The sequence below is a fragment of the Neobacillus niacini genome (genome assembly GCF_046591715.1).
In the GTDB taxonomy this organism is placed as follows: domain Bacteria; phylum Bacillota; class Bacilli; order Bacillales; family Cytobacillaceae; genus Neobacillus; species Neobacillus niacini_L.
Map to the genome: position 1 here is coordinate 158,851 of NZ_JAWVNQ010000006.1, position 25,458 is coordinate 184,308.

The window sequence follows — 25,458 nt, forward strand, 5'->3', positions numbered from 1 at the left end:
ATGTTGCGCAAACGTTTTCGCAAATGAAAGCGCTGACTGTTGTTTGTGCAATGTGAAATCATTCCTATTCAAATTACAGGAGGAGACAAGATGAAAAAAGCACTTTCGATTTTCATGATGGTTATTTTAGTGTTAGGCGTTCTATCAGCTTGCGGACCTAAAAGAGAAACAGCTGGCACAAACGACACTGGGAAAAAAGAAGAAACAGCAAAACCAGAAAAGTTAGTAGTTTGGGAAGATAAAGATAAATCTGGCTGGCTTGAAAAGGTAGCAGCAGATTTCGAAAAAGAATATGGAATTAAAATTGAGTATAAAGAAGTTGAAATGGCGACAAAAATGCGCGATCAGCTTCGTCTTGACGGACCTGCAGGAACTGGCCCGGATATCGTAACATTACCTCACGATCAAATTGGCCAAGTAGTAACTGAAGGACTTCTTGCTGAACTTAAACTTGATAAAGAAGTTACGGATAAATTCTCGAAGTCTTCAATTGATGCACAAACGTATGATGGTAAAGTTTACGGACTTCCAAAGTCATCTGAAACACCAGTATTGGTTTACAACAAAGATTTAATGGCAGAAGCTCCAAAGACAATGGACGAGCTTTACACTTTCTCTAAGGATTTCACGAAAGATGGAAAGTTTGGTTTCTTAGCGCTTTGGGATAACTTCTATTTCGCTTATGGCATCATCGGCGGTATGGGCGGATATGTTTTCAATAACAACAATGGAACTCTAGATCCAGAAGACATCGGCTTAAATAGTAAAGGTGCAGTTGATGGAACGGCTTACATCCAAAAGTGGTACACAGAAGGGCTATTCCCTAATGGCATCATCGGTGAAAATGGCGGATCAGCAATGGATGGACTTTTCACAGAAGGTAAAGTAGCTGCAGTTATGAACGGACCATGGTCATTCCAGCCATACAAAGATGCTGGTATTAATATCGGCGTTGCAGCACTTCCGACTCTTCCAAACGGCGACCATGTGAAAACATTCATGGGTGTTAAGGGATGGCATGTATCTGCTTATTCTAAAAATCAAGAATGGGCTCAGAAATTCTTAGAATTTATTACCAATGATGAAAATGCAAAATACCGATTCGAGCAAACAGCTGAGGTTCCAACAAATACAGCATTAGTGGACGATCCTGCAATCAAGGAAAATGAAGGAGCAAAGGCTGTTGCGGAACAATCACAATATGCTCTTCCAATGCCAAACATTCCAGAAATGGGTCAAGTTTGGGATCCAATGGCGAAATCACTTCAAACTGTTGTAACGGGTAAAACAGAACCAAAAGCAGCTCTTGATTCTGCAGTTGAACAAATTAAAGCAAATATTGCTTCTACAAAATAATAGTTTACTAGTTTTAGCGGCAGTACCTCTCTTTTAAAAGGGGTACTGCCGAATAATTATAATTAGTTTTGCTGCTTTATGAAGGAAAAACAAATCTTTTCCTTGATCAAGCATTGAAGCTTATAAAAGACATTAGAAAGGGGAGTTTAGGATGTCAAAAGAATTGTCCTATTCAACCAGTCACCGCAAAAAGGCGTTGATTCTGTCCATAATCCCTGGGTTAGGTCAGCTATATAACAAGCAGTACTTAAAGGGAGCTTTTTTCCTGATCATGACGGCTGCATTTTTCTTTGTTTTTAAGGATTTATTAAACATAGGATTATGGGGATTAGTTACATTGGGAGAAATACCATTTACAGACCATTCTATTTTCTTATTAGTCTATGGAATTCTTGCCCTTATTGTTTTAGTATTTGGGATTGGGTTTTATTTGTTTAACCTGAGGGATGCCTTTAAGGTAGGGACAAAACGTGATACTCATGAACCTATTAGTACCGTAAAGGAACAATATCGAAATCTTATCGATAATGGCTTCCCTTACTTAATCATGTCTCCTGGATTTCTATTGCTCGTTTTCGTTGTTGTTTTTCCGATTTTATTCGTTTTATTATTGGCATTCACCAATTACGACCTTTATCACTCGCCGCCTGCTAAGCTTGTGGATTGGGTATTTTTTAAAAACTTCGTTGATATCTTTAAGGTTGATATGTGGCGTCAAACCTTCTTCTCCGTATTATCTTGGACCTTGGTTTGGACATTCGTTGCCACTACCTTCCAAGTCGCATTGGGAATTTTCCTAGCAATTATTGTTAATCAAAAGGACATTAAAGGAAAAGCAATCATCCGGACTGTATTTATTCTTCCATGGGCAGTACCAGCATTTGTGTCTATTCTTGTATTCGCAGGAATGTTCAACGAATCCTTTGGTGCGATAAACAGAGATATTCTCGGATTTTTGGGTATTGAAGGCCTTCCGTGGATGACAGAGCCTATTTTCACAAGAATTGCATTGATCTTCATCCAAACCTGGCTCGGCTTCCCGTTCATTTTCGCAATGACAACAGGTGTCTTGCAGTCTATTTCACAGGATCTTTACGAAGCCGCTACTGTTGACGGTGCATCTAATTTTCAAAAGTTCAAAAACATTACACTGCCGCTTGTATTATACGCAATCGCACCTGTGTTAATAACACAGTACACATTCAATTTTAATAACTTTAATATCATTTACTTATTTAATGGCGGCGGACCAGCAATAACCGGCCAGAACGCCGGCGGAACAGATATCTTAATTTCTTGGATTTACCGCCTGACAATGACTTCAGCACAATACTCGAAGGCTGCAACGTTAACGATGCTATTATCGATTATTGTTATAACCGTTGCCATTTGGCAGTTTAGAAGAACAAAATCATTCCAAGAAGAGGATATGATGTAATATGAAAAAACAAAATCTTGTAAGACTCACATTAACGTATTTAGTTGTCCTAATCATGTTTGTGGTTATTCTTTACCCGCTTGCATGGATTATCGGTTCATCTTTTAACCCGGGTCAAAGCTTATCAGGGTCTAGTATCATTCCTAAAAATGCAACATTAGCCCACTACAAAGAGTTATTTGATACCGATAAGAGTAATTATGTGTTTTGGTATATGAATTCATTAAAAGTTAGTATCCTAACGATGCTGTTAACAGTTATTCTAGTAAGTTTTACAGCTTATTCATTCTCGCGTTATCGATTTGTGGGTCGTAAAAATGGGCTGATGACATTTTTAATCCTGCAAATGATTCCAAACTTTGCTGCTTTGATTGCTATTTACATCTTAGCGACACTAACGAAATTAATTGATACGCATCTAGGTTTAATCCTTGTGTATGTCGGCGGACAGATCCCGATGAACACATGGTTAATGAAGGGGTATTTAGATACCATTCCAAAGGAACTTGATGAATCAGCGAAAATTGATGGAGCGGGACATTTACGAATCTTTTTTCAAATTGTCATGCCGCTTGCGACCCCGATTCTTGCGGTCGTTGCACTTTTTTCCTTCATTGCGCCATTTGCAGATTTCATTATCGCAAGTATTTTGCTTAGAACAGAAAAAAATTACACCCTTGCAGTGGGTCTTTATGAGCTTGTAGCTAAGCAGTTTGGTGCAGAATTTACCACATTTGCTGCAGGTGCCGTATTAATTGCTGTTCCAATAGCGATACTATTCTTATCATTCCAGCGCTTCTTCGTGTCTGGATTAACCGCAGGAGGAACAAAAGGGTAATGTTCGAGGTAGTAAATAATACTCCTCAACTTTATAATAGATTCAAAAACACCCTTTGAGAGGGGTAAAGGAAATGGCAGTTACTATAAAGGATGTTGCGGCACTTGCAAACGTTGCTCCGTCAACGGTTTCACGAGTCATCGCTGACAGTCCAAGAATAAGTGAAGAAACCAAGCGCAAAGTAAAGAAAGCGATGGAGCAGCTAGGCTACCATCCGAATTATAATGCACGGAATCTGGCAAGCCAGTCCACTCACGTGTTAGGTCTTGTTATGCCGAGTTCGAAGGATGTTGGATTTCAAAATCCCTTCTTCCCTACGGTATTGCAGGGAATCAGCGAAGGAGCGCAAGAGAAAAATTACGCCTTGCATATGTCTACAGGAAAGTCAGATAAAGAAGTTTTTGATGCTGTGATACAGATGGTACAGGGAAAAAGAGTAGATGGAGTGATCCTTCTTTATTCTAATATCGATGACCAGGTTATATCTTATTTAAAGGAACAGAATTTTCCTTTTGTTTTAATTGGAAAGCCTTATAAAGATATTGAGGAAATTACCCATGTTGATAATGATAATGTCCGTGCCGCAAAAGAAGCAACAGAGTATTTAATCGGCTATGGGCACGAGAAAATAGCTTTTATCGGCGGAAGTGCAGAGCTTATGGTAACAGTTGATCGAATATCGGGCTATCAACAAGCGTTGAAAGATGCTGGTCTGACTGTTACCAGCGATTATATCATCCATCAAGAGTTTTTAAGAGAAGGCGGTCAAGGGGCTGTTCATGAATTAATGGCTCTCGAGCACCCGCCTACAGCCCTGGTTGTAGCAGATGATTTTATGGCTTTGGGTGTGCTTAATAAACTGGATGAACTCGGAATCAAAGTACCGGATGACTTATCTATTGTTAGCTTTAATAATGTGCTGCTGGCTGAAATGGCCAGGCCGCCATTAACTTCAGTAGATATCAATATCTTTGAACTTGGCTATCAGGCATCGAAGAACTTAATTGTAATGGTGGAAAATAACAATGAGCCTACTAAACGGTTAATCATTTCTCATCAAATCATTGAACGATTATCATGCAGTAAGCCAAATCCAGTTTGGATTGGAAAGGATTTTACATGAAAAAAGTATGGTGGAAAGAAGCAGTTGCCTATCAAATTTATCCCCGCAGTTTTATGGATTCTAATGGGGACGGAATAGGTGATATTCAGGGAATTATATCAAAGTTAGACTATTTACAAGATCTTGGAGTCGATGTTATTTGGATTTGTCCAATGTATCAATCTCCAAATGATGATAATGGATATGACATAAGTGATTATCAAGAGATTATGAGTGAATTTGGAACTATGGCTGATTTTGACCAGTTGTTACATGAAACGCACCAACGCGGCATGAAACTGATTCTAGATTTGGTAATCAATCATACAAGTGATGAGCACCAATGGTTTATCGAATCTCGTTCTGGAAAGGAAAATCCAAAGCGAGACTGGTATATTTGGAGAGACGGTAAAGATGGGAAAGAGCCGAATAATTGGGAGAGTATTTTTGGCGGTTCTGCCTGGGAGTATGATAAAGAAACCGGCCAATACTTTTTGCATATTTTTTCGAAAAAGCAGCCTGACCTTAATTGGGAAAACAAAGAGGTTAGACAATCTCTCTATAGCATGGTAAATTGGTGGCTTGATAAAGGAATTGACGGATTCCGTGTTGATGCGATCAGCCATATCAAAAAAGAAGATGGACTAGAGGACATGCCAAATCCTAAAGGATTAAAGTATGTTTCCTGCTTTGATAAAATGATGAATGTTGAGGGTATTCATACGTTTTTAGAAGAGTTAAAGCAAGAGACTTTTTCTAAGTATGACATCATGACTGTAGGCGAGGCGAATGGAGTAACCGTTGACGATGCAGAGGATGTTGATCAGTGGGTTGGAGAAAAGCACGGAAAGTTCAATATGGTTTTTCAATTTGAGCACCTTAATCTCTGGGATGCTGAAGTGAAAAAAGAGCTTAATATAATTGAACTGAAGGATGTTTTAAGCCGCTGGCAGAAGGGGCTTGAAGGTAAAGGCTGGAATGCATTGTTCATTGAGAATCATGACAAAGCACGTGTTGTTTCCACTTGGGGAAATGACAAGGAATACTGGCGCGAAAGTGCAACCGCGTTTGCTGCTATATATTTCTTGATGCAGGGAACACCTTTTATTTATCAAGGCCAAGAAATTGGCATGACAAATGTGCAATTTGACTCGATTGATGATTATAATGATGTTTCCGCAAAAAATATGTACCGTTTGGAGAGAGCTGAAGGCGTATCCCATGAACAAATTATGGAAGTGATTTGGGCTTCCGGAAGGGATAATTCCCGTACTCCTATGCAGTGGTCAACTGATCTAAATGCTGGGTTCACAACGGGCAGCCCTTGGATTAAAGTTAACCCAAATTATAAAAATATCAATGTTGAAATGCAGAAAACAGATGAGAATTCGATCCTGAATTTTTACAAAAATATGATTCAATTAAAAAAGAAGCATGAAGTGTTTACGTATGGTACGTATGATTTGCTGTTAGAAGAAGATTCTCAGATTTATGCCTATACGAGGACATTAAATCAGGAAAAGGTACTTGTCATCGCTAACCTTTCAGTCAATCCTGCTAAGGTTAAAGATATTAACGTAAAACATCACAATATGCTCTTAAGTAACTATGATGTGAAAGAGCAAGAAGCAGCGTTTGCATTACGGCCATATGAGGCTAGAGTCTATCGCATTTAATAGCAAATTCGGAATAAGCAGAAATGGGGAACTCCCTGTTTCTGCTTTTTTGTTTTGTAAATGAATCTTTTCCTTCTATGATATTTTTACACATCACTACCTTTATTTTGCTCGGGGCAACACCATCCATTTTTTTGAAAATATAAAAATAGCTAAATAAGAGATATTCCAATTATTTAATCTATGTTCATTGCAATTCTCATATTGTAAGCTGAAATCAAATTAGCAATGTTTATTCTATTGTGATATTAGTGAAAAAGTGAATTTTTGAAAAGAGGGTGAAGTATTATTATGTTTGAATCTGTAACTATTAAACGTACATTGCCATTAAGTCCAGAACAAGTAAAACAATATGAGGAAGAAGGCTATTTAGTTGTTAGGAATGGCTGCAGCAATGATTTGATAGAAGCATTTAATTCTCATATTTACACCATTCGTTCAGCTGAAAAACTTCCAGATTGGGCACATCCGCGAAAAGGGCATGAAATTAGTGACAAAGATCGTTTCTCGGTGCGTTTATTTAACCCACATTTACACGATGGTTTTTCATTACAAATGATGAAATTGCCAATAATTCGTGATACATTACGGCAGCTATTAGGTGATGAAGCGGCAGGTATTCAAAGTATGTACTTCTATAAATCTCCAGGCTCCCCGGGACAAGCGGCCCACCAAGATTATTATTATATTGATAACAAGCCAAATACGTTAACAGCTGCATGGATTGCGATGGAAGATGTTGATGAAGAGAATGGTTGTTTATGGGTTATTCCCGGAAGCCACAAGGATGGATTACTGCCTCATGGAAGAGTAAAGGATGTCAGTGAGCATGAAGCATGGACAGATGAAACTATAGGCGCAGATTTGTCGAAACAAATACCCGTTGTAATGAAAAGCGGAGATATCGTTTTCTTTCATAACTTACTGATACATTCCTCTAACAAAAATCGTACGGATGACAGATGGCGCAGATCTTATGTGTGTCACTATATTCGCCATGATTCCACAATCGAGAGAGAAGATTTGAAGAATAAAATTTCTTTATTATAAGTACATTATTTTGGGCCCTATCTTTTTGACGCAGATTTGGATTGAAGTTGTTCAAACTTTTACATGCCCATGCCTAAACTAATTTAAAGAAAAAACCGAGCACTCTCTACATAAATTGAGCGCTCGGTTTTTTCTATTCTTACTCGATTTCTCTTACAGGGAAGCCAATTTTTTCATTTCGAAGCAAGCGTTTCGCTTTATCGGATAGCTGGTCATACGTTTCTTGAGGTATTTGAATGCTCCCTTCATGACGCGCAACGGCTGCGGCCGTATAGATCAGCGCCAAATTCGTTCTAGATTGTCCGGAAGAGTTCGGCGTGCCCCGGTGCCACATCCGGAGGTCCCTGATCATGATGGAACCCGCAGGCATATAGGCTTTGAAGGAATGCATATGTTCGGCTAACTTGGATTTATCATGCCCATTCGGCCCGTACCACCGGTCAGGGTGCAAATGCGTCCCGCCCGGCCATACTTCCATGGGTCCGTTCTCTTCCGTCACATCAACGAGCGGGAAATTAACAACCAACTCTGTAATCGGTATATTCGCCTCATATCTGTCGCCGAACCGCGCCCCCGTGTCAGAATGCACTTCCTGAGGTTCTTTTCCTCCTGGTACGGAAGTATTAGAAGCAAAATAGGTTAGCAAACAGTCGACTCCTAAAATTTGTTCCACTATATTTGTTACGAAAGGATGTGCAATAATTGCTTCATCAATGAATGGTTTTACGAATGGCAAATGTAGCCCTACATGGTTTGTGTCATCATGAAATCCAATATTAGGATCCAACTGATTCCTCTCCATATAATTCTCTAATATTTCACTAAACTTTTTATTCAAGCTTTCTACTTGTGACCGAGGCAGCACTTCTTCAAATAGTACGTAACCATTCACATTAATCAAATCAACGGCTAATTTAACCGTTTCAGGAGATAATCTATTATTAATTAATTCTTCCGGGCTAACTCTCATTTTTTTCACCTATCCTAACATTAATTTGCTTTCATGTTAATTTCCATATCTACCTAATTGAAGCGGTTATTAATTCTTTAATATAGATGGAACGATTTTCATTCGCGGACAGGTTGGAGGCCTCCATCAGCTTCGTCAAATCGATAGCCAATTCGATATTCTCCTTCGCCTCCGTCCCATTCTGAATGTGGCCTACCCATTGACAGAATGCAGATTCTCTTGGTTGTGGCAGTGAGATTTCTTCCCAATCGGACAAATTCTTTTTGGTACTCCGCAGAAGCAATTTTTCTTCGGGCGTACCATAGATTAAAGTGCCCTCCGTCCCATGAACTTCCACAGTAAAAGGGGAGTTACTGTTGACAAAGCTAGTCTCAGCGATCCCGATCGATCCATTCGAATAGCGGAAAACAGATACGGCATTGTCCTCTACTTCTTTACCAGTAATGTAGCCGTAGTTAGCGTTTACACTTTCCGGCATGCCGAGGAATAATCGATTGAGATATACCGGATGACAGCCTAGATCGATAAGCGCTCCTCCACCGCATTGATCTAAATGGTAGAAGTGATCAGGCAGCCAGCCGGAAGTTGCACCATTATGCGCTAAACGAACACGCACAAGTGTTAGTTCACCTAGCAAACCCTCAGCTATCACATTTTGAATTGCCAGCGTATAACTGTCATTGAGTCTTGGTAAAGAAACAGTTAATTTAACTCCAGTTTCCTGAACGGCAGTAACGATTTGATTTACTTCCTTTAATGTAGGAGCTAAAACTTTCTCGGTAAATATGTGCTTACCCGCTTTAGCAGCCCTAGTGATGATTTCATGATGCATATTGGTTGGTGTTGTCACAGTGACTGCATCAATGTTGGGATTCTCCAACAGTTCATCCAAATCTTCTATAAATGGAACCCCTAGCTTATTTGCCGCCTCTCTGCCGCGTAACGGGATCTCGTCCCACACAGCAGCAATCTCCGTATCTGGGTGATTTAGTACTTCATTGGCATAATCATGGGCATGTACGTGCCAGAAGCTTAGAATAGCAACACGAATCATATACGGTTATTCTCCTCTTCCATGGATTATTTTGTCTACTTAACTCAAACTCTTGTTTCCTTCTTCAAGAACTAATGTTTGAATTACTTATTTTTTAATGCCTCTTGTGCCTCAGCACTTTTTTGGTCTGCCAATTGATCAAGCTGTTTTGCGTAGTCTTCAACTTTAAGTTCGCCTTTAATAAAGCTATTCACTAATTCTCCTGTATTGGCGTTTGCCTTATCACCGGCTTTAACACCAGTAAGTGCCTGCCATCTTGCATCAATATATCCAGGTACCATTTTTACAGGTTCAATAATTGCCTTATCTAAATTTTCATATGCGGTGCGAATTCCAGGTACATCTAGGCTTGAAAAATATTCATCGAGAATTTCTTGGTCCGTGTTAATTGGTAGTGTGCTTAATGTTTTTCCTTCTTTTTCAGCAATTTCCATACGTTTCATTGAGCCTGCTTTCCCATATGACATCCATTTAGCAAATAAAAATGCTTCTTCAGGATGTTTAGTTGTTTTAGAGATCCCTGCATAGTCAATTGCTAAAGCTGTTACTCCTCCAGGAAAACCGATAAAGTCCCAATCAAATGTTGCCTTTTCAATAAGGTCTGGAACTGTCCATGTTCCATCCGACTTAACCGCAAGTCCACCTTGAAGGAACACTTCATTTCCATCCTTACCCTTAATATTCGCTTTTTGCTCATCTGTTAAAGTATCGTAAGCATAACCATTTGTACTTAATTCTTTTGCTAAATTTACTCCATTAATATATTCTTTACTGTCTAAAGCATATTGCCCGTCTTTTAATGTGTACCATCCCATGTCTGAATTCACTGCGGCAGGATACCAATCAACGATTCCTGCTGGATTGTTAATACCTACAATCCCTTTGCTTAGATTTGTCACTTCTTTAACTCCAGAAACAAAATCTTCAACAGATGTTCCAAATTCGGGATAATCTAAATTTGCTTCGTTAAAAAGATCCTTGTTTACAAAATAACCGAGAAACAGCTGGCCAAAAGGAACTGCGAACGTTTTACCATTATAAGCAGCAGAATCTCGAACTACTTGTGAAATATTTGCAAAATCCTTATCCTTTGATGCCAGTTCAGTAATATCTAATAACCAATCGTTAGCTAACGCTAGTGGAATTTGCGGTAATGCAAATAAATCCGGCATTGTGCCGCTGCTTGCTGCAGTAGCTAATGTCCCATTCCAATCCTTGGTTGTAACTGTTTCATTAATCTCAATTTTGATATGTGGGTATTGCTCTTCAAACGCTTTAATCATTAGCCTTTCTAAATTTTGCTCCTCTTCAGTACCCAAATTCCAGTTTGCATAAGAAAGGGTCACTTCTTCTTGTTTACTATCTTTCTCTTTAGACTTTTCACCGCTAGTTTCTTTAGCACTGTTACAAGCTGCTAGAGAGAAAAGAAGGGTAAACACTGCAAAAATTGATAAAAGTTTTTTCATAAATACTTCTCCCCTTTAAAAAAATAGAATATTTTATACTAATCGAAACGTTTCGAACTAATTATAAATCCATGAGAAAACGTTTTCAATAAGAATTTTAAATTTTCTAAACATATAAATTCATTTGGAAAAGATTTAAAAAGAGGGAAATATACCAATCCTAATCATATGCTCCAAGGCAACAGACCCTTACATAGCTAAAGTTTATTCATTTCATAGATATTTTGACAAAAGGCATCCGAATGGCCATATTCGGATGCCTTTTTGTTAGATATATTTTTTGTTAGTCTTTTTTCAGGTAATTTCATATTTACACCAGAACTGAAACTTTGTAGTAAGACGCTCTTGTTTCCCTTAATGTCATAATCTTATTTTCGTCGGAGCAGCCCCCATCCACTTTTTGAAGGTGCGATTAAAGTAAGCTTGATCACAATACCCAAGATATTCTGCCATTTCCCCTATTGTCATATCAGTATTTTCAAGCAAATTTACTGCAGTGTTAATTCGTGTTTGATGCAAATATTGAATAGGTGTGCTGCCAATTACCTCTTTAAACACAACAGTAACATAATTAGGCGAGTATCCCGCTAATTCAGCAAGTTCTTCAATTGTAAGATTCTTGGTGAAGTTTTGAAGAATGTAACCTTGAATTTTCCTTGCAATTTGTTCCTTTGCAGGAGATGACTTCCTCTCGGCAAGCTCTTGTGCGATTAGAGTCAAAAGTTCAAATAAAATATACCGTGACATTTGCTCATAATAAGGTCTTTTTCCTAACCATTGAATAAACAAGAAGGCAAAACGTTGTTCATAATAAGCAGCATTCCGTAGTTTCATTCGAGTGATTTTATTTGGAGTTAAAAATGGGAGATCGTTTTCATTCGAAGTATGTGAGAATACCGCAGTATACTTTTGATGTGAGTTATCTGGATGGCTTTTCCATGCACGATCTAAATAAAATGGAATATGTAGTACTTCACCCTTTTGTACCTCAAACTTATGATCACCAATCCAGTAATGGAGTTTTCCCTCTGTAACAAAAACAATTGTGTCACAGCCCCGGCTTTTTCCAATATTCCATTTCGGATCAACATCATGATATATCCCTTTAATATCGATCAAAGGTTCGCCACTCCTTTAAAAAAATAATTGATGAAATATTCAAATAGCTTGTTTTTGTTAATTTTATCATTCTGGTTCAACAAATATAATAAAAACAGGAAAAAAATAGTTTACTAATCATTAAAAAATGGAGGCTGGAAAATGAAATATTCAATTGCTTCGTATTCTTTTCATGGATTGTTTAATGAAGGTAAGATGGACTTATTTGGATATCTTGAAACTGTTAAGTATCGCTATCATCTTAACAATGCAGACATTTGGAATATGATGCTGGAAAGTTTTGATGATGATTATCTGAGGAAAGTGAAAGAAGCAATGGATGAAAAAGACTTGTATCTAGCAAATCTGTGTGTGGATTGTGCAGAAGTATGGGATCCCAATCCAGAAGCAAGGAAAAAGTGGTATGAAAATGGGCTTAAAAATTTAAGAGCAGCTGAAATACTAGGTGCTAAAACTGTTCGAATTGATATGGGCGGCAGAGATTTAGACATGACAGAAGAGCAGTTTGAGTATACAGTCAAGCGCTATAGAGAATATGCGGACATTGCCTATAATTGTGGATTTATGGTTGGACCTGAAAACCATTGGGGTGCATCTAGAGTGCCGGAGAATATAAGGAAAGTTTATGAGGCGGTAGATCACCCATCCTTTGGTATTCTTTTGCACTTTGATAACTGGGACGTTGATAAAGAAAATGGAGATAAACTTTGTGCAAAATATGCGTTCCATACCCATCTGGCAGCATGGGTTATACCATCTTGTGAAGAGAAACTTCAAATCCTAAAAGATGTTGGTTATAAAGGACATCTGGGAATTGAACATCATTCTAGTAAAAATGAGTATAGTCAAGTAGAATGGCAGCTAGCAACTGCTAGAAACACTTGGAATACTATGAAAGCTCGCAGTGAGATGGGGTCTGTAGTTCTATGAGAAAAATTAGAATTGGAATCATTGGTGTAGGAATCATTGGTAAAGTCCACTTGGATAATTATGCGAAATTAGAAGGGGCAGAGGTAGTTGCAGCTTGCGACTTAAATGAAAGCGAGCTAAAACTAGTTGCTGAAAAATACAATATCCCTTATACGTACACGAATTTTCGTGAAATGTTAAATCGTGATGATCTTGATGCAATCGATGTATGTCTTCATAATAATCTTCACGCTGAGATTACAATTGAAGCCTTAAAAGCGGGCAAACATGTATATTGTGAAAAGCCAATTGCTGGTTCTTATAAAGATGGTAAGAGAATGGCAGATATGGCGGTAGAATGCGGAAAGCATTTACATGTACAGCTTAGCTTTCTGTACTCTTTAGAAACCAAAGCAGCCAAACTCTTAATTGATGAGGGGAAATTAGGGGAATTATATCACGCTCGCTCCACTGGATATAGGAGGCGGGGGCGTCCCTTTGTTGATGGATATGGAACTAAAGACTTTAACCAAAAGAAAATTGCTTCCGGAGGTGCGCTCTTTGATATGGGAGTGTATCGTATTTCTCAGCTGCTCTACTTAATGAACATGCCAGAAGTCAAAACAATCACAGGAAAGACATATCAAGAGCTGGATATGGATGAAAAACGCAGACAAATAAGCGGTTTTGATGTAGAAGAGCTTGGTGTAGGTTTCGTCAGGTTCGAGGCAGGACTAACCCTGGATATTATTGAATCATGGGCCATTCATCTAAACGAATTTGAAGGAAGCAGTATTGTTGGTAACCAAGGGGGCATTAGATTTCCAAGTCATTCTAATGGAGTGAAGGTACCTTTCAGCTATCATACATCTGTATGTGACATGGATATGAACAGTACATTTGATTTAGGTGCCGCTGATTACCGCTGGCATCAGCTAGGTGAAAATGCAGATGCTTTTGATTCTTCCCAGCATCATTGGATTGCTGCACTTCAAGGCAGAGTAGAATTATTGCCAACTGCTGAAATAGCCCTTCAAACGATATTAATTAGCGAAGGAATTTATCTATCTGATCGCTTGGGTAGAGAAGTAACTGCCGATGAAGTCGTCTCAATGTCAGAAACACATGCAATAAACGTTTAAATATAAGTATTCTCATAGATAATCAGAAAAAGAAAAAGTATTTTTATATTAGAATCAGGGCTGTCACTTAAAAAGGGACAGCCCTGATTCCAATTATGATTTATAGGACTAGAATGTTAGGAAAGTCTTCTGTTATATACCTGTGGATTCAAATGACTTGCAGCTAATTCACCTGGTTTAACACCTGGCAGCCATTGGGCTAAGTCGTTTTTACGAGCATTGCTGTCGGGATGGGCAGCTATGGAATCATCTGCATAATAAATGATTGTCATGACCTCTCGCATACGGTCTGTTGGATTTCCTGGAGCATTGTGCATGGTCCAGCCTGCGTGAAATGTTGCGTCGCCAGCATCCATGGCACCATATGTCACTTTTTCGAAACCTTTCCCTTCAATATATTGTTCTAATGTCCGGTGAGACTCATCGGATATCTCTAATTTACTGACATACCCCGATTTGTGAGAACCTGAAGCGAAAGTCATAGATCCCATCTCTTCTGAAATAGGGACGATTGGCATCCACATGGTTATCGTTTTGTCTGAATCAAACGGCCAATAAATTTGATCCTGATGCCATGGTGTGTGCCCCCCATTTGGTTCTTTAAACAATGCTTGATCATGATAAATTCGCACTCCATCAACACCCATCAATTCAGCAGCAACTTTTGCAAATCTTCGAGCCATGACAAAGCGTTGAACAACTTCACTTTTCTCCCAAACATTTCCTATCTGAATGAATGCTTTTCCATATGTGGTCCGTTCGTGAAGTGGAGCTTTTTGATAGTTTAGTTCTTTTACAACCTCTCGAATCGCTTGTCCATAAATGTTGACTTCTTCTGAGGATGCTAGACCTCTCAAACAAATATGACCGTTGTTTTGATATTCTTCGATTTGACCTGACATCAATTCATAACTATCTTTCATAGTTGGAAGTATATCCTTTGACTTACACATCCCAATTCCCTCCAATACCATATAAGTTCCTCGAACGTGGAGATTTTACAAAATTCATATGATTAAATAGTGGCCTTGAGTATAACTGGATAGTGATCTGACGGAAAGCTGCCATTCATTTTACTCCTATCTACAATGGTATTCTGTAACTGAACCTCTTTTGCAGCAAAGATATAATCGATCGGCTGGCCATCTGTATCACCTGAAAAATTATGAAAAGTAGATCCGGCGTCACCTCGTAATATGCTATAGGCATCAGCCAACTGTTGTTTACTATGTAAGAATTTAATAATACTATTTTCAGGTGTTGCATTTAAATCTCCTGTTAAAAAGAAAGGTCTATCATTTGGGGAATGGGTGGATATGAATTCCCATATCATTCGAATTCCCTGCTCCCTTGCTTCCTGACTGATATGATCTAAGTGAGTATTATAAACAAAGAATTCTTTTTCAGGATACTTTTTAAATTGAAAATGCCCCCAGGTACATACCCGCGGAAAATCAGAGTTCCAACTTTTGCTGCCAGGAACTTTAGGTTGTTCAGATAACCAAAATTGTCCTTGATTCACAACATTAAAAACATCTTCTTTATAGAATATCGCTGAATGTTCTCCTGTGTTCCCAGCCTCACGGCCATGCCCAAGATATTGATAGTTACCTAAACGGCCTTCAATATCGGATAACATATAGGAAAGCCCTTCTTGAATACCGATGATGCACGGGTCATGCTTTTGGATGATATCACAAGCCTTATCTGACCGGTTCGCCCATGCATTCTCACGGTCACTGGGGACATCAACACGCAAATTGAACGTCATAATTGTAATTTCCATCTTTTCACATCCTTGTTTTTTGATAATATCTATTAAAATAATATTGGTAATAAGTATTGAAACCGATTACGCATCTAATTATAATGAACACATCGAAACGTTTCAATAAATTTTTAGTCAATTCTGATTAATGATTGCTATGATATGAGATTTATAGAAGGGGGATTTAATAATATGAGAATGTTAGTATTGGATTTAGATTCATTGAGACCGGATCACTTAGGATGTTATGGATACCATCGAGAAACTTCCCCAAATATTGATAAAATTGCCGCAGAAGGAGTTCGTTTTACAAATTATTATACGTCTGATGCACCTTGTCTTCCCTCACGAACTGCCTTAATGACAGGGCAATTTGGGATTCATAATGGTGCAGTTGGTCACGGTGGTACAGCAGCGGATCTACGTCATGAGGGACCGAAACGTGCTTTTCAAGACCGCTTAGTATATGAAAGTTTACCTGGTTTTTTACGTTCTGAGGGATTAAGAACCGTCCTGATTAGTCCTTTTGCAGAAAGACATTCCTCTTGGCATTTTAATGCAGGATTTAATGAAATTTATAATACAGGGAATCGTGGGATGGAATCAGCTGAAGAAGTAACGCCAACCGTTCTTGATTGGGTGAAACGAAATGCGAAAGAGGATAATTGGTGTTTATATGTGAATTACTGGGATCCGCATACGCCATATCGCGTTCCATCAGATTTTGGTAATCCATTTGAAAATGATACTATACCAGAGTGGCTTACTGAAGAGGTATTAGAGAATCACAAAAAATTAGTTGGTCCTCATAGTGTCCATGAAATAGATATGTATTGGAGTAATCCAATACCGCAATATCCAAGATATCCGGTAGAAATCAAAAATATGATAGACATGAAAAAAATGATTGATGGATATGACTGTGGTGTTAGATATATGGATGAACATATAGGCAGGATTTTTAAAGAGCTTGAAAATCAAGGATTAATGGAAGAGTTAGTAATCGTCATCACAGCCGACCACGGAGAGAATATGGGGGAATTAGGAATCTATGGTGAACATGGAACAGCGGACCATGGAACATGTCGAGTACCGATGATTATTCGCTGGCCCGGAATGAATCAAGGTCATGTGGATAACGGCCTGCATTATAGCTTGGATTTAGCTCCTACATTAGCAGAAATGTTTAATAAACCAGCAAAACCAAGTTGGGATGGAGCTAGCTATGCATCCGTTCTTAAAAGCGGGGAAAAGAGCGATCGAGAGTTTTTAGTGATTTCACAATGTGCACATGTCTGCCAGCGCGGGGTTCGTTTTGGTGATTGGCTGTATATTCGCACATACCATGATGGTTATCATTTATTTGATAAAGAAATGTTATTCAACTTAAAAGACGATCCTTATGAACAGAACAATATTGCGAGTGAACGAAAGGATATTTGTAAGGAAGCCGTATATTATTTGAACGAATGGCACGATGAAATGATGAAAACAATGGATTATGATGTTGATCCACTTTGGACAGTAATGAAAGAAGGCGGTCCATTCCATGCAAATGGCCACTTGAAGATGTATACTGAAAGGTTAAAACAAACGGGACGTGAAGAGTTTGTACCAGAATTAAAGAAACGTCATCCAAAAGAATTCGAATAATCTGCACATAGAGAGGGATTTTGCTATGACTTGTTTAACATCTGATCATGGAAGTATTGGTGTCATGTGGAAGACGGTTTCAGAGGCCTGTAATTTAGCCTGTGATTATTGCTATTACAGCCGCTGCGGAGGGAAACCTGGGAAGATCAATAGAATCGATGATGGTGTACTTGAAAAATTTATTAAGGAATATATGGCGATATCTAACGGTTCAGCAAAATTTGCCTGGCAGGGCGGGGAGCCTTTATTGGCAGGTTTGGACTTTTTTGAGAAGGTTGTTGAACTGCAAGCTAAATATGCCCCTCCTCATACTATGATCAGCAATTCCTTACAAACAAATGGAACTTTGTTGAATGATGAAATTGCTCAATTTTTAAAGAAATACAACTTTTTAGTGGGAGTTAGTTTAGACGGACCGAAGGAAATCAATGACGCAAGACGGATTACTGGCTCCGGGTCTGGGAGCTTTGATCGTGTAATGCATGGGATTGATTATTTGCGTAAACATGAGGTTGATTTTAATATTCTAACAGTTATCCATGAGAACAATGTAAATAAGGCAAAAGAGTTAATGGAATTTTATCAGCGGGAGAAATTTACGTTTGTGCAATTTATTCCATGTATGGACTTTCGTGCCCAAGAGACTGATGCAAAGGGTGAATACTTAATTACACCAGAAGAATATGGAGCGTTTCTGTGTGAAGCATTCGATATCTGGTACAATGACGGGAATCCAATCACATCTGTCCGCTTTTTCGATAATATGTTGAATGTATATGTGCACCGTGAAGCAGAATTATGTGTTCACCGCAAATCATGTCCCAAAACACTAATTCTTGAGCAGAATGGTGACGCATATCCTTGTGATTTCTTCATTAATGATCAATATAAAATTGGCAATGTAGGAACTGATAGCTTAGTAGATATTTTAAATAGTCCTGTTTACGAAGATTTTCTCAAACTAAAACCCAATCTGCCGAAACAATGTCAAAGCTGTCAATATATCGATCTTTGTCACGGAGGCTGCCCTCGGAATCGGACATGGAGTTTTGGAGAAAACGAAACGCTAGTGGATGTGGATTATTTCTGTCAAAGCTACAAACAAATCTATGCTTATGCCCATGAGAGAATGGAAATCGTTGCAGAAAACATCAAAAAACGCTGGCTAGAGGAGTATATAAATACGGGATTAAAACTGCCGAACAGAAATGATCTATGTATTTGCGGAAGTGGAAAAAAATTCAAAAAATGCTGTGAAACTTTCCAAAATGTTATTGGAAAGAAATAAGCAAAAAGCATCGGAACTCCGATGCTTTTTGTTTTCTATTAAACTTTTTTCGAGGTAAAACTATTTAGTAAACTTCTCAGGTCTGTAACGGCGCTCTAACCTTTCTGCTGCAGCATGCCGGTTTTCTTTGCGAAGTTTATTCAAATAGCCGTCGAGAGCATAATCTCCTCTTGTATGGAATGGTCCTCCCTCATGAATGACGTTCCACATTGGATCAGTTGGATATTCCGAAGATTTCATTTGTTCAGCGACCCATTGGTCAAGCATCCGCAATCCTTTACCGACGATCTCAGGCAGTTCATCTGCTAAATTCGTTGTCTCATGAGGATCATTTTCGATATCAAACAGCATCAATTCAGGGAATTCTTTCAACCCATCGTGATAAGTACGAATTAACATCCAATTATCAAAACGTACTGCACGTTGACAAGCCCATGCCTGTTGACTGACAACAAGATACTCACGACCTCTTGATTCTCCATTTGTTAATGCAGGTAAAAAGCTGACTCCATCCCATCTTTCGCTTACCTTACCGCCAATTAGTTCAGTGAACGTAGGCCCAAAGTCAATTTGATAGTGAAAGTCATCATCCACATGCCCTTGTTTAATTCCAGGTCCTGCAACAATACAAGGGATCCGGCTTGTGATGTGGTCTGCGGTTTGATGGTCTCCATACACATTCAGTTCACCTTGGTTTTCACCATGGTCGGCAGAAATTATGATAATCGTTTCATCCAATATACCTTGTTCTTCCAGTGCATGTAATAGTTTTCCAATATGATCATCAACATGACGGATGGCTGTATCATATCCGTCAATCCATTTTTTGAAATCTGCACGAGAAGCGATTTCATCAGGAAGGCCAGGCCACTGTTTTACTTGTACTAAATCACGGGCACCCATTGGTCCGTAGCTTTCCCGATGCTTGGCTATTATTTCTTCTGTCAACCATTGAGGTGCGGGATCATCCTTAAAAGGATTACCATAATCCTCAGGTGTACGATAAGGAGTATGAGGATCCCAAAAATTTAGATACAAGAACCAGTTCTCTTTTTCGCTGCCTTTTTCCTTTATCCAGCGTACGGCTTCGGTTGCTACATCCCCAGCAGTTTCACCTGCATGTTTTCCTGTGTCGTGGACTTCAAGAAAACCTTCTGTTACATGCCATGCTGCATGACGGCCAGGGAACGGGCTGATCATAGCTGTATGGAGTCCTTTAAATCTTAATTTATCCACCCATGCTTGATAGGGAGTATGGTGATGGTTAAAAGGACGGTTTGGACCGATGCGTCTCATATCTCCTTCAGTTCCTCCATGATTCACGACACCATTGTGTATACCATATCGAGAACTAAACAAGGCAGTACGGGAAGGGGCACAAGGTGCATCAGATGCATAGTAATTGGTAAATCTAACTCCGCGTTCTGCAAGACTATCAATATTTGGTGAAGTGTTGCGATGATATCCATATGCTCCTAAATGGTCGGGCCTCAATGAGTCAACATCAATATAAAGAATTTTCATTTGATACTCTTCCTTTCTTAAATAAATTTGTCTATTAATTGATTCATGAAACAACGAGAATTGGTGGATATTTGTGACTTTTGTCGTATTTTAAATAATTTTATGAAAAAAAATATTTTTTTCTATTGAAACCGATTTCAACTAGAATTATAATAAATCCATTGAAACGTTTCAACAAAAAATAGTTTGGTAGAATATATATTTTTTTACCCTTCTATTGAAACGTTACAAAAAATTTTTTTCTTTTTTGAAACGTTTCAAAGAAGGGGGGGTATAGAATTGGTTAATTTAAAAGATGTAGCGAAGCGAGCTGGAGTAAGTGTTTCGACTGCCTCCTATTCACTTAATGGAAGCACATTGATTTCTGATGATACCAAACAGAAAGTGTTAGATGCTGCTCGAGAAATTGGCTATCGGCCAAATGGTCTGGCCAAAAATCTGAAAAAGCAAAAAACTAATATTATCGGTTTGTTTTTGAGTGGTTTTACCGGACCGTTTTTCACAGAAATGATGGAAGGCATTCAAGATGTGGTGATGAGTAAAGGGTATGAACTTGTCGTTTATGCCTCTTCAGAAAGACATCGGCTCCTTGTTGAAGGTTATGTAGATGGAGCGATTATTCTAAATTATCATATGGAAGACCGCCTTCTAGAATGTCTTGCAAGTGAAAAGTCACCAATTATCATGCTTGATAGAGAGCTCGAGGGTCCATACATTAAAAATGTTTTGCTCCCCAACGAAAAGGGAGCAGCGATGATGGTTAATTACATGATTGCCAAAGGTCACAAAAGGATTGGTTTTATTGCTGGATCTGCTGAATCGTACGATGGAGAAACACGATTAAAAGGCTTTATGAATGAACTTGAAAATCATCATATTAGTTTTTCAAAGCAGGATCTTCTTCGTGCAAATTTTACAGAATCAAGCGGTTTTGACCAAATGAAAAGTTATTTAGAACGAATGGGAAATAACCTGCCAACAGCAATGGTTTGTGCGAACGATGAAATGGCAATGGGTGCTATCAGAGCAGTACAAGAAATCGGATTGAAAGTGCCAGAAGATATTGCAATAGTAGGATTCGATGATATCTATTCATCTCAGAATTTTAATCCTCCGCTGACAACTATTAGAGTTCCGAGAAAACAATGGGGAACCATTGCAGCACAATCATTACTGGCGATGCTTGATAATCAATACGAATATGAACCAGAACCTGTATTGGTTGAATTAATAAGCCGATCTTCAGGTTAACCAGGAGGTGTAAAGATGATACGGATAGAGGATGGAAAAATTAATATTAATGATAAGGATGTCCTTCTTTTCGGTGGAGAACTTCACTACTTTCGGGTGCCTAAACAGGAATGGAGAAACAGGATTCGACAGGTGAAAGAAGCTGGGGCAAACATGATTAGTACATACATCCCCTGGATTTTTCACGAAATAGAAGAAGGCGTTATTGATCTAACAGGTGAAACGTTGCCTGAAAGAGATCTAAAAACATTCCTCCAGCTTGTGAATGAGGAAGGATTATATTGTCTTGTAAGGCCGGGTCCTTATGTAATGGCAGAAGTTGTCGATCATGGTGTCCCTACATGGTTTATTGAAAACTATCCAGAAGCTGTAGCGAAAACAAACCAAGTTGAGATTCACCCTACAAGAGTTGTTAGTTACATGCATCCTGTTTTCTTGGAGAAAGTCGAAAAATGGTATCAGGAAGTTTGTGCCATTATCGAGCCGTTTCTGCTTTCAAATCATGGGCCGGTAATTCTATTCCAACTTGATAATGAAGTAGGAATGTTCCATTGGGTAACCAATCAGCCAGATTATAACGAAGCGACGTTAACCCAATTTGAAGGGTATTTAAGAAACAAATATACGCATGAAGATTTTGAAAATACTTTCCGAGTTCCTTTTGAGGACATTAGAGAATTTTCAAATTCGATGGTAAAAAAACCTGAAGCCATTTATGCACATGCAATTCGTAATGAGTTTGGCTTGTTCCTTCGTGAGCATTACCGAATGTTTATAGAGCATTTGAAACATTCAGCTGAAACTAAAGGGATTAACGTTCCATTCGTGGTAAACATCCACGGCTTTCATACGATAGATTTATTAAAACGAGGCACAATGTATCCAATTGGAATTTCTCAACTGCTGGAAGCGGCAAAGATTGATAATGTGTTAATGGCGGGAGACTACTACATTGGCAATATTGAATACGATAACTATATTGACATTGTTCTGGCAAACGCATTTACAAGAGCAATTCAATGGAAAGAACAGCCGTTATTTTCGGCGGAATTCCAGGGTGGAAGTATTCATGACAAGCCAAGGCTTCAACCAACTGCATTTGATTTAACAACACGGCTTTGTATTGCTGACGGGATGAATGGTATTAACTATTACATGTTCGCAGGTGGAGAAAATTACGAAAATATCGGATTGTTTGGCAGACGCCATGAGTGGCAGGCACCGCTTTCATCCAATGGTGATAAAAGACCTCATTACTTGGTAATTCAACACCTAGGTGAGATGATAAAAGTTTATGAGGACTCACTCGTTAAAACAAAGCCAGTGGTTGATACGCATATTGGATTTTATCCTGATTATTACATGACTGAATTCTATGATGAGCATACAAAGAACATGATCGATACCATTCAGCATGGAAGAGAAGTTTACTTGTATAACGGAATAGCAAAAGGACTGAGAACTAACAACATCATTTTTGACGGTATAAATGTTATGAGTGAGGATGAACTTGACCCAGAAAAAGTGCCGACTCTTTGGATGTTCACTACTTCTTGGATGGATGAAAAGATTCAGCTTAAGCTTGTACGATATCTAGAAAACGGGGGCAAATTGATTATGTTCCCAACCATACCTGTAAAAACGATGAAAAATGTCCCGTGCACCGTTCTAAAGGATTACATTGGAGTCCGAGTGAAAGGGCATAAAAAACGTGGTTTTGCTTGTATTAATGGTATTGATAATGTTCAGGCCGAAAATATGGAATTATATGAAATTGAAGATGGTGCTTTTGCGTGGAGCGAAGATTCTGACACCGACGTAATAGCGTTTGAAAAACGTCTTGGAAACGGCAAATTGATTATGTTTGGTGCAGGAATGGAATTTAATTTTAATCATCAATTTGATTGTATTGTAGATCTTGCAGCAAGGTCAGGTATTAACAGCCGGATTACATTAGAGGATGAGCTAGATATTGCTGTCCGTTCTGATTCAGAAGGCCGCACATTTTTCTTCATTCATAATTTTGATGAATACAAAAAAACAACAACATTGAATTACAGTGGACAAGCGCTATTTGGCGGTAAGAATTTCGTTATTCCTGCAAGAAGTGGACTTATGCTTCCAATTAACATTCCAATACTAGGGGATTTAAGTATCTCTTACGGTACAGGAGAAATTTATCAAGTAGAGCAAGTTGGGGGAAAATTAGCACTTTCCTTTAAAGTCACGCAAGAAGATGAAGAATTTGTTTTTGAATCTTCTAAATGGGTTCCAAATCCATCAGAGACAACAACTGTTGAGAAACTATCTAACGATCAATATAAAGTGGTGATTCAGTCAAGGATGGAAACAGAAACAATCTATTTCCAATCGACTCATTAGTACCTATTGAGAATATGAATCTTTGCAGGTTCTTTCTAAAAAACTAGTAGTATCTATAACTATTTAAAGGGAGAGATTTTCAGTGAAAAAGATTTTGTCTATTTTTGCAGTGTTAACCCTTATTTTCTCTCTAGCAGCTTGTAACAGTGCTAAAGAAACAAGCGGTGAAAAAACTAAGGAAAAAGCTGGTAAAAAAGAAGAAGTGACCCTGTCTTATGCAAACTGGAATTTAGGTACTGAAGAAGAGCAGAATTTAGAAAGGTTAATGATTAAAGCATTCCAAGAGAAATACCCACATATCAAAATTGAGATCAATGAAACAGTTAATACAAAAGATTGGAATGGGACATTAGCAACTGCAGCGAGTGCTGGTACAATGCCGGATGTATTTGCATTACCACAGATTCCACTAGCGTTATCAAATGATTGGTTATTAGATATTTCTGAACTAGTTTCAAAGGATAAGGATTTTGCAAACGTTCCACAAGTAGTTAAAGATTCTGCTGCTTATAACGGTAAAACGTTCGCAGTGCCATATGGACAGCATTTTTTAGGTTATTTTGTAAACAAGGATTTATTTAATGCAGCAAATTTAGATTATCCTGAATTCGGAACACCTGTTGAAGATTTTATTTCTGGTGTGAAAGAAGTTACAAATATCAGCAAAGGTATTGTTGGCATTAATAATCCTAATTCACTAGTTGATTGGTATCCTGCTGCTGTAAATCCAGACATGGGCTGGTACACATTAAAAGACGGGCAATACTCATTAGATAGTACAGAGTTTATTAATGGGATAAATCTAGCAAAAGAATTTAGTACGAACGGTTATGCGTACGATACGTTAACAGATGAACAAAAAGCGAATTTTAAAGGGAAAGATGGTAATGAAGTTTTCCTTCAAAGTGGACTTGCAATTAAATGGGATGGAACTTGGGCAGTTCCAAATTTAACTGAAAAGGCAACTTTTGATTGGGACTTTATTGGTTTTCCTGGTGGAGTAACTGCTTTAGCAATTGACTTTGCGGGAATTTCTAAATCAACTAAACATCCTGAAGAAGCTTATCTTTTTGCTAAATGGATGTCATTTGGTAAAGAAGGCTATATGAAGCGCATGGAACTTGCTGATACAGAAGGAAAAGTATTAAATTCATTGCCGATTAACACGGACCAGGAAATTCTTGATGAATACTTTGCCATCAATGATGTACCTGGAATTCGTACAGCTTACGACAATCTTGATAAGGCAATTATCGAACCAGTAAAAATGGTACCAGGATATGTTGATGCAAGGTGGCAGGCACTTACTGGCGTTACAGCTGGTGATAAGGCGAATGCCAAGACAGGGGAATTAGTAGAAAGCTTTGTTAAAGGTGTACTTAAAGTTGAAGATTATGCAAAGCAACTTGATCAATTAGCAGATCAAATAAGTGTGGAAGCGCAAGAAGCTTTAAAAAATAAGTAATTCAATT

At 38.4% G+C, this 25,458-nt stretch carries 20 protein-coding genes; 13 read left to right on the forward strand and 7 right to left on the reverse strand.

The features are described from left to right. The first annotated feature begins 90 nt into the window (after positions 1 to 90). The 6 genes from SFC47_RS16705 to SFC47_RS16730 all read left to right on the forward strand — a co-directional run bounded on the left by SFC47_RS16705 (position 91) and on the right by SFC47_RS16730 (position 7,460). Positions 91 to 1,356 carry an extracellular solute-binding protein gene (locus SFC47_RS16705; protein ID WP_411255437.1) on the forward strand — a complete coding sequence of 422 codons (1,266 nt, stop codon included), beginning with the start codon at positions 91 to 93 and terminating at the stop codon, positions 1,354 to 1,356. A gap of 151 nt (positions 1,357 to 1,507) precedes the next feature. Further along, positions 1,508 to 2,794, forward strand: a complete 1,287-nt coding sequence (locus SFC47_RS16710; RefSeq protein ID WP_411255438.1) for a sugar ABC transporter permease — start codon at positions 1,508 to 1,510, stop codon at positions 2,792 to 2,794. A 1-nt stretch (position 2,795) separates the two neighbouring features. Continuing rightward, positions 2,796 to 3,632, forward strand: a complete 837-nt coding sequence (locus SFC47_RS16715) for a sugar ABC transporter permease (protein WP_411255439.1) — start codon at positions 2,796 to 2,798, stop codon at positions 3,630 to 3,632. Between the two features lie 73 nt (positions 3,633 to 3,705). Then, positions 3,706 to 4,755, forward strand: coding sequence for a LacI family DNA-binding transcriptional regulator (locus SFC47_RS16720; RefSeq protein WP_411255440.1), 1,050 nt, complete (start codon positions 3,706 to 3,708; stop codon positions 4,753 to 4,755). Continuing rightward, on the forward strand, positions 4,752 to 6,410 hold the full coding sequence (locus SFC47_RS16725) for a glycoside hydrolase family 13 protein (protein WP_411255441.1): 1,659 nt from the start codon (positions 4,752 to 4,754) through the stop codon (positions 6,408 to 6,410). Before SFC47_RS16720 ends, SFC47_RS16725 begins: the two co-directional genes overlap by 4 nt. A 291-nt stretch (positions 6,411 to 6,701) precedes the next feature. Next, positions 6,702 to 7,460: a phytanoyl-CoA dioxygenase family protein gene (locus SFC47_RS16730; protein WP_411255442.1), complete on the forward strand. Its 759-nt coding sequence runs from the start codon at positions 6,702 to 6,704 to the stop codon at positions 7,458 to 7,460. Positions 7,461 to 7,599: 139 nt separating this feature from the next. Here the strand turns inward: SFC47_RS16730 and SFC47_RS16735 are convergent, their stop codons facing one another. The 4 genes from SFC47_RS16735 to SFC47_RS16750 form a co-directional block, all read right to left on the reverse strand. Further along, entirely contained in the window at positions 7,600 to 8,430 is an 831-nt protein-coding gene (locus tag SFC47_RS16735; RefSeq protein WP_411255443.1) for a phytanoyl-CoA dioxygenase family protein, read from the reverse strand. A gap of 49 nt (positions 8,431 to 8,479) precedes the next feature. After that, positions 8,480 to 9,484, reverse strand: a complete 1,005-nt coding sequence (locus SFC47_RS16740) for a Gfo/Idh/MocA family protein (RefSeq protein WP_411255444.1) — start codon at positions 9,482 to 9,484, stop codon at positions 8,480 to 8,482. A gap of 83 nt (positions 9,485 to 9,567) precedes the next feature. Further along, positions 9,568 to 10,950 (reverse strand): ABC transporter substrate-binding protein, encoded by a 1,383-nt coding sequence (locus tag SFC47_RS16745; RefSeq protein WP_411255445.1) that lies wholly within the window; start codon positions 10,948 to 10,950, stop codon positions 9,568 to 9,570. Between the two features lie 360 nt (positions 10,951 to 11,310). Next, positions 11,311 to 12,069 carry an AraC family transcriptional regulator gene (locus tag SFC47_RS16750; protein WP_411255446.1) on the reverse strand — a complete coding sequence of 253 codons (759 nt, stop codon included), beginning with the start codon at positions 12,067 to 12,069 and terminating at the stop codon, positions 11,311 to 11,313. 141 nt (positions 12,070 to 12,210) lie between these two features. Here SFC47_RS16750 and SFC47_RS16755 point away from each other — a divergent pair, with 141 nt between their 5' ends. Together SFC47_RS16755 and SFC47_RS16760 are read left to right on the forward strand one after the other, a co-directional pair. Beyond that, a complete protein-coding gene (locus SFC47_RS16755; RefSeq protein WP_411255447.1) occupies positions 12,211 to 12,999 on the forward strand; it encodes a sugar phosphate isomerase/epimerase family protein in 789 nt (262 codons plus the stop codon). Beyond that, positions 12,996 to 14,120, forward strand: a complete 1,125-nt coding sequence (locus SFC47_RS16760) for a Gfo/Idh/MocA family protein (RefSeq protein WP_411255448.1) — start codon at positions 12,996 to 12,998, stop codon at positions 14,118 to 14,120. The genes SFC47_RS16755 and SFC47_RS16760 overlap by 4 nt, the downstream gene beginning before the upstream one ends. 116 nt (positions 14,121 to 14,236) lie before the next feature. Here SFC47_RS16760 and SFC47_RS16765 read toward each other — a convergent pair whose 3' ends face one another. Together SFC47_RS16765 and SFC47_RS16770 are read right to left on the reverse strand one after the other, a co-directional pair. Then, the gene (locus tag SFC47_RS16765) at positions 14,237 to 15,073 is read right to left on the reverse strand and encodes a phytanoyl-CoA dioxygenase family protein (RefSeq protein WP_411255449.1); all 837 of its coding nucleotides are present in this window, start codon (positions 15,071 to 15,073) and stop codon (positions 14,237 to 14,239) included. A gap of 62 nt (positions 15,074 to 15,135) precedes the next feature. Further along, positions 15,136 to 15,906, reverse strand: a complete 771-nt coding sequence (locus SFC47_RS16770) for an endonuclease/exonuclease/phosphatase family protein (protein WP_411255450.1) — start codon at positions 15,904 to 15,906, stop codon at positions 15,136 to 15,138. Positions 15,907 to 16,080: 174 nt separating this feature from the next. On the opposite strand from SFC47_RS16770, the gene SFC47_RS16775 reads away from it, so the two are divergent. Both SFC47_RS16775 and SFC47_RS16780 read left to right on the forward strand, forming a co-directional pair. Next, a complete protein-coding gene (locus SFC47_RS16775; protein ID WP_411255451.1) occupies positions 16,081 to 17,541 on the forward strand; it encodes a sulfatase family protein in 1,461 nt (486 codons plus the stop codon). Positions 17,542 to 17,566: 25 nt separating this feature from the next. Then, positions 17,567 to 18,829 (forward strand): anaerobic sulfatase maturase, encoded by a 1,263-nt coding sequence (locus SFC47_RS16780; protein WP_411255452.1) that lies wholly within the window; start codon positions 17,567 to 17,569, stop codon positions 18,827 to 18,829. 60 nt (positions 18,830 to 18,889) lie between these two features. On the opposite strand, the gene SFC47_RS16785 is transcribed toward SFC47_RS16780, so the two are convergent. Beyond that, positions 18,890 to 20,353 carry a sulfatase family protein gene (locus SFC47_RS16785; protein WP_411255453.1) on the reverse strand — a complete coding sequence of 488 codons (1,464 nt, stop codon included), beginning with the start codon at positions 20,351 to 20,353 and terminating at the stop codon, positions 18,890 to 18,892. Positions 20,354 to 20,632: 279 nt separating this feature from the next. Between SFC47_RS16785 and SFC47_RS16790 the strand changes: the two genes are divergently transcribed. The 3 genes from SFC47_RS16790 (at position 20,633) to SFC47_RS16800 (ending at position 25,451) form a co-directional block, all read left to right on the forward strand. Further along, complete coding sequence (locus tag SFC47_RS16790; protein WP_411255454.1) at positions 20,633 to 21,604, forward strand: LacI family DNA-binding transcriptional regulator; 972 nt, start codon at positions 20,633 to 20,635, stop codon at positions 21,602 to 21,604. Positions 21,605 to 21,619: 15 nt separating this feature from the next. Continuing rightward, positions 21,620 to 23,986, forward strand: a complete 2,367-nt coding sequence (locus SFC47_RS16795) for a beta-galactosidase (protein WP_411255455.1) — start codon at positions 21,620 to 21,622, stop codon at positions 23,984 to 23,986. 82 nt (positions 23,987 to 24,068) lie between these two features. Next, entirely contained in the window at positions 24,069 to 25,451 is a 1,383-nt protein-coding gene (locus tag SFC47_RS16800) for an ABC transporter substrate-binding protein (RefSeq protein WP_411255456.1), read from the forward strand. Positions 25,452 to 25,458 lie beyond the last annotated feature (7 nt).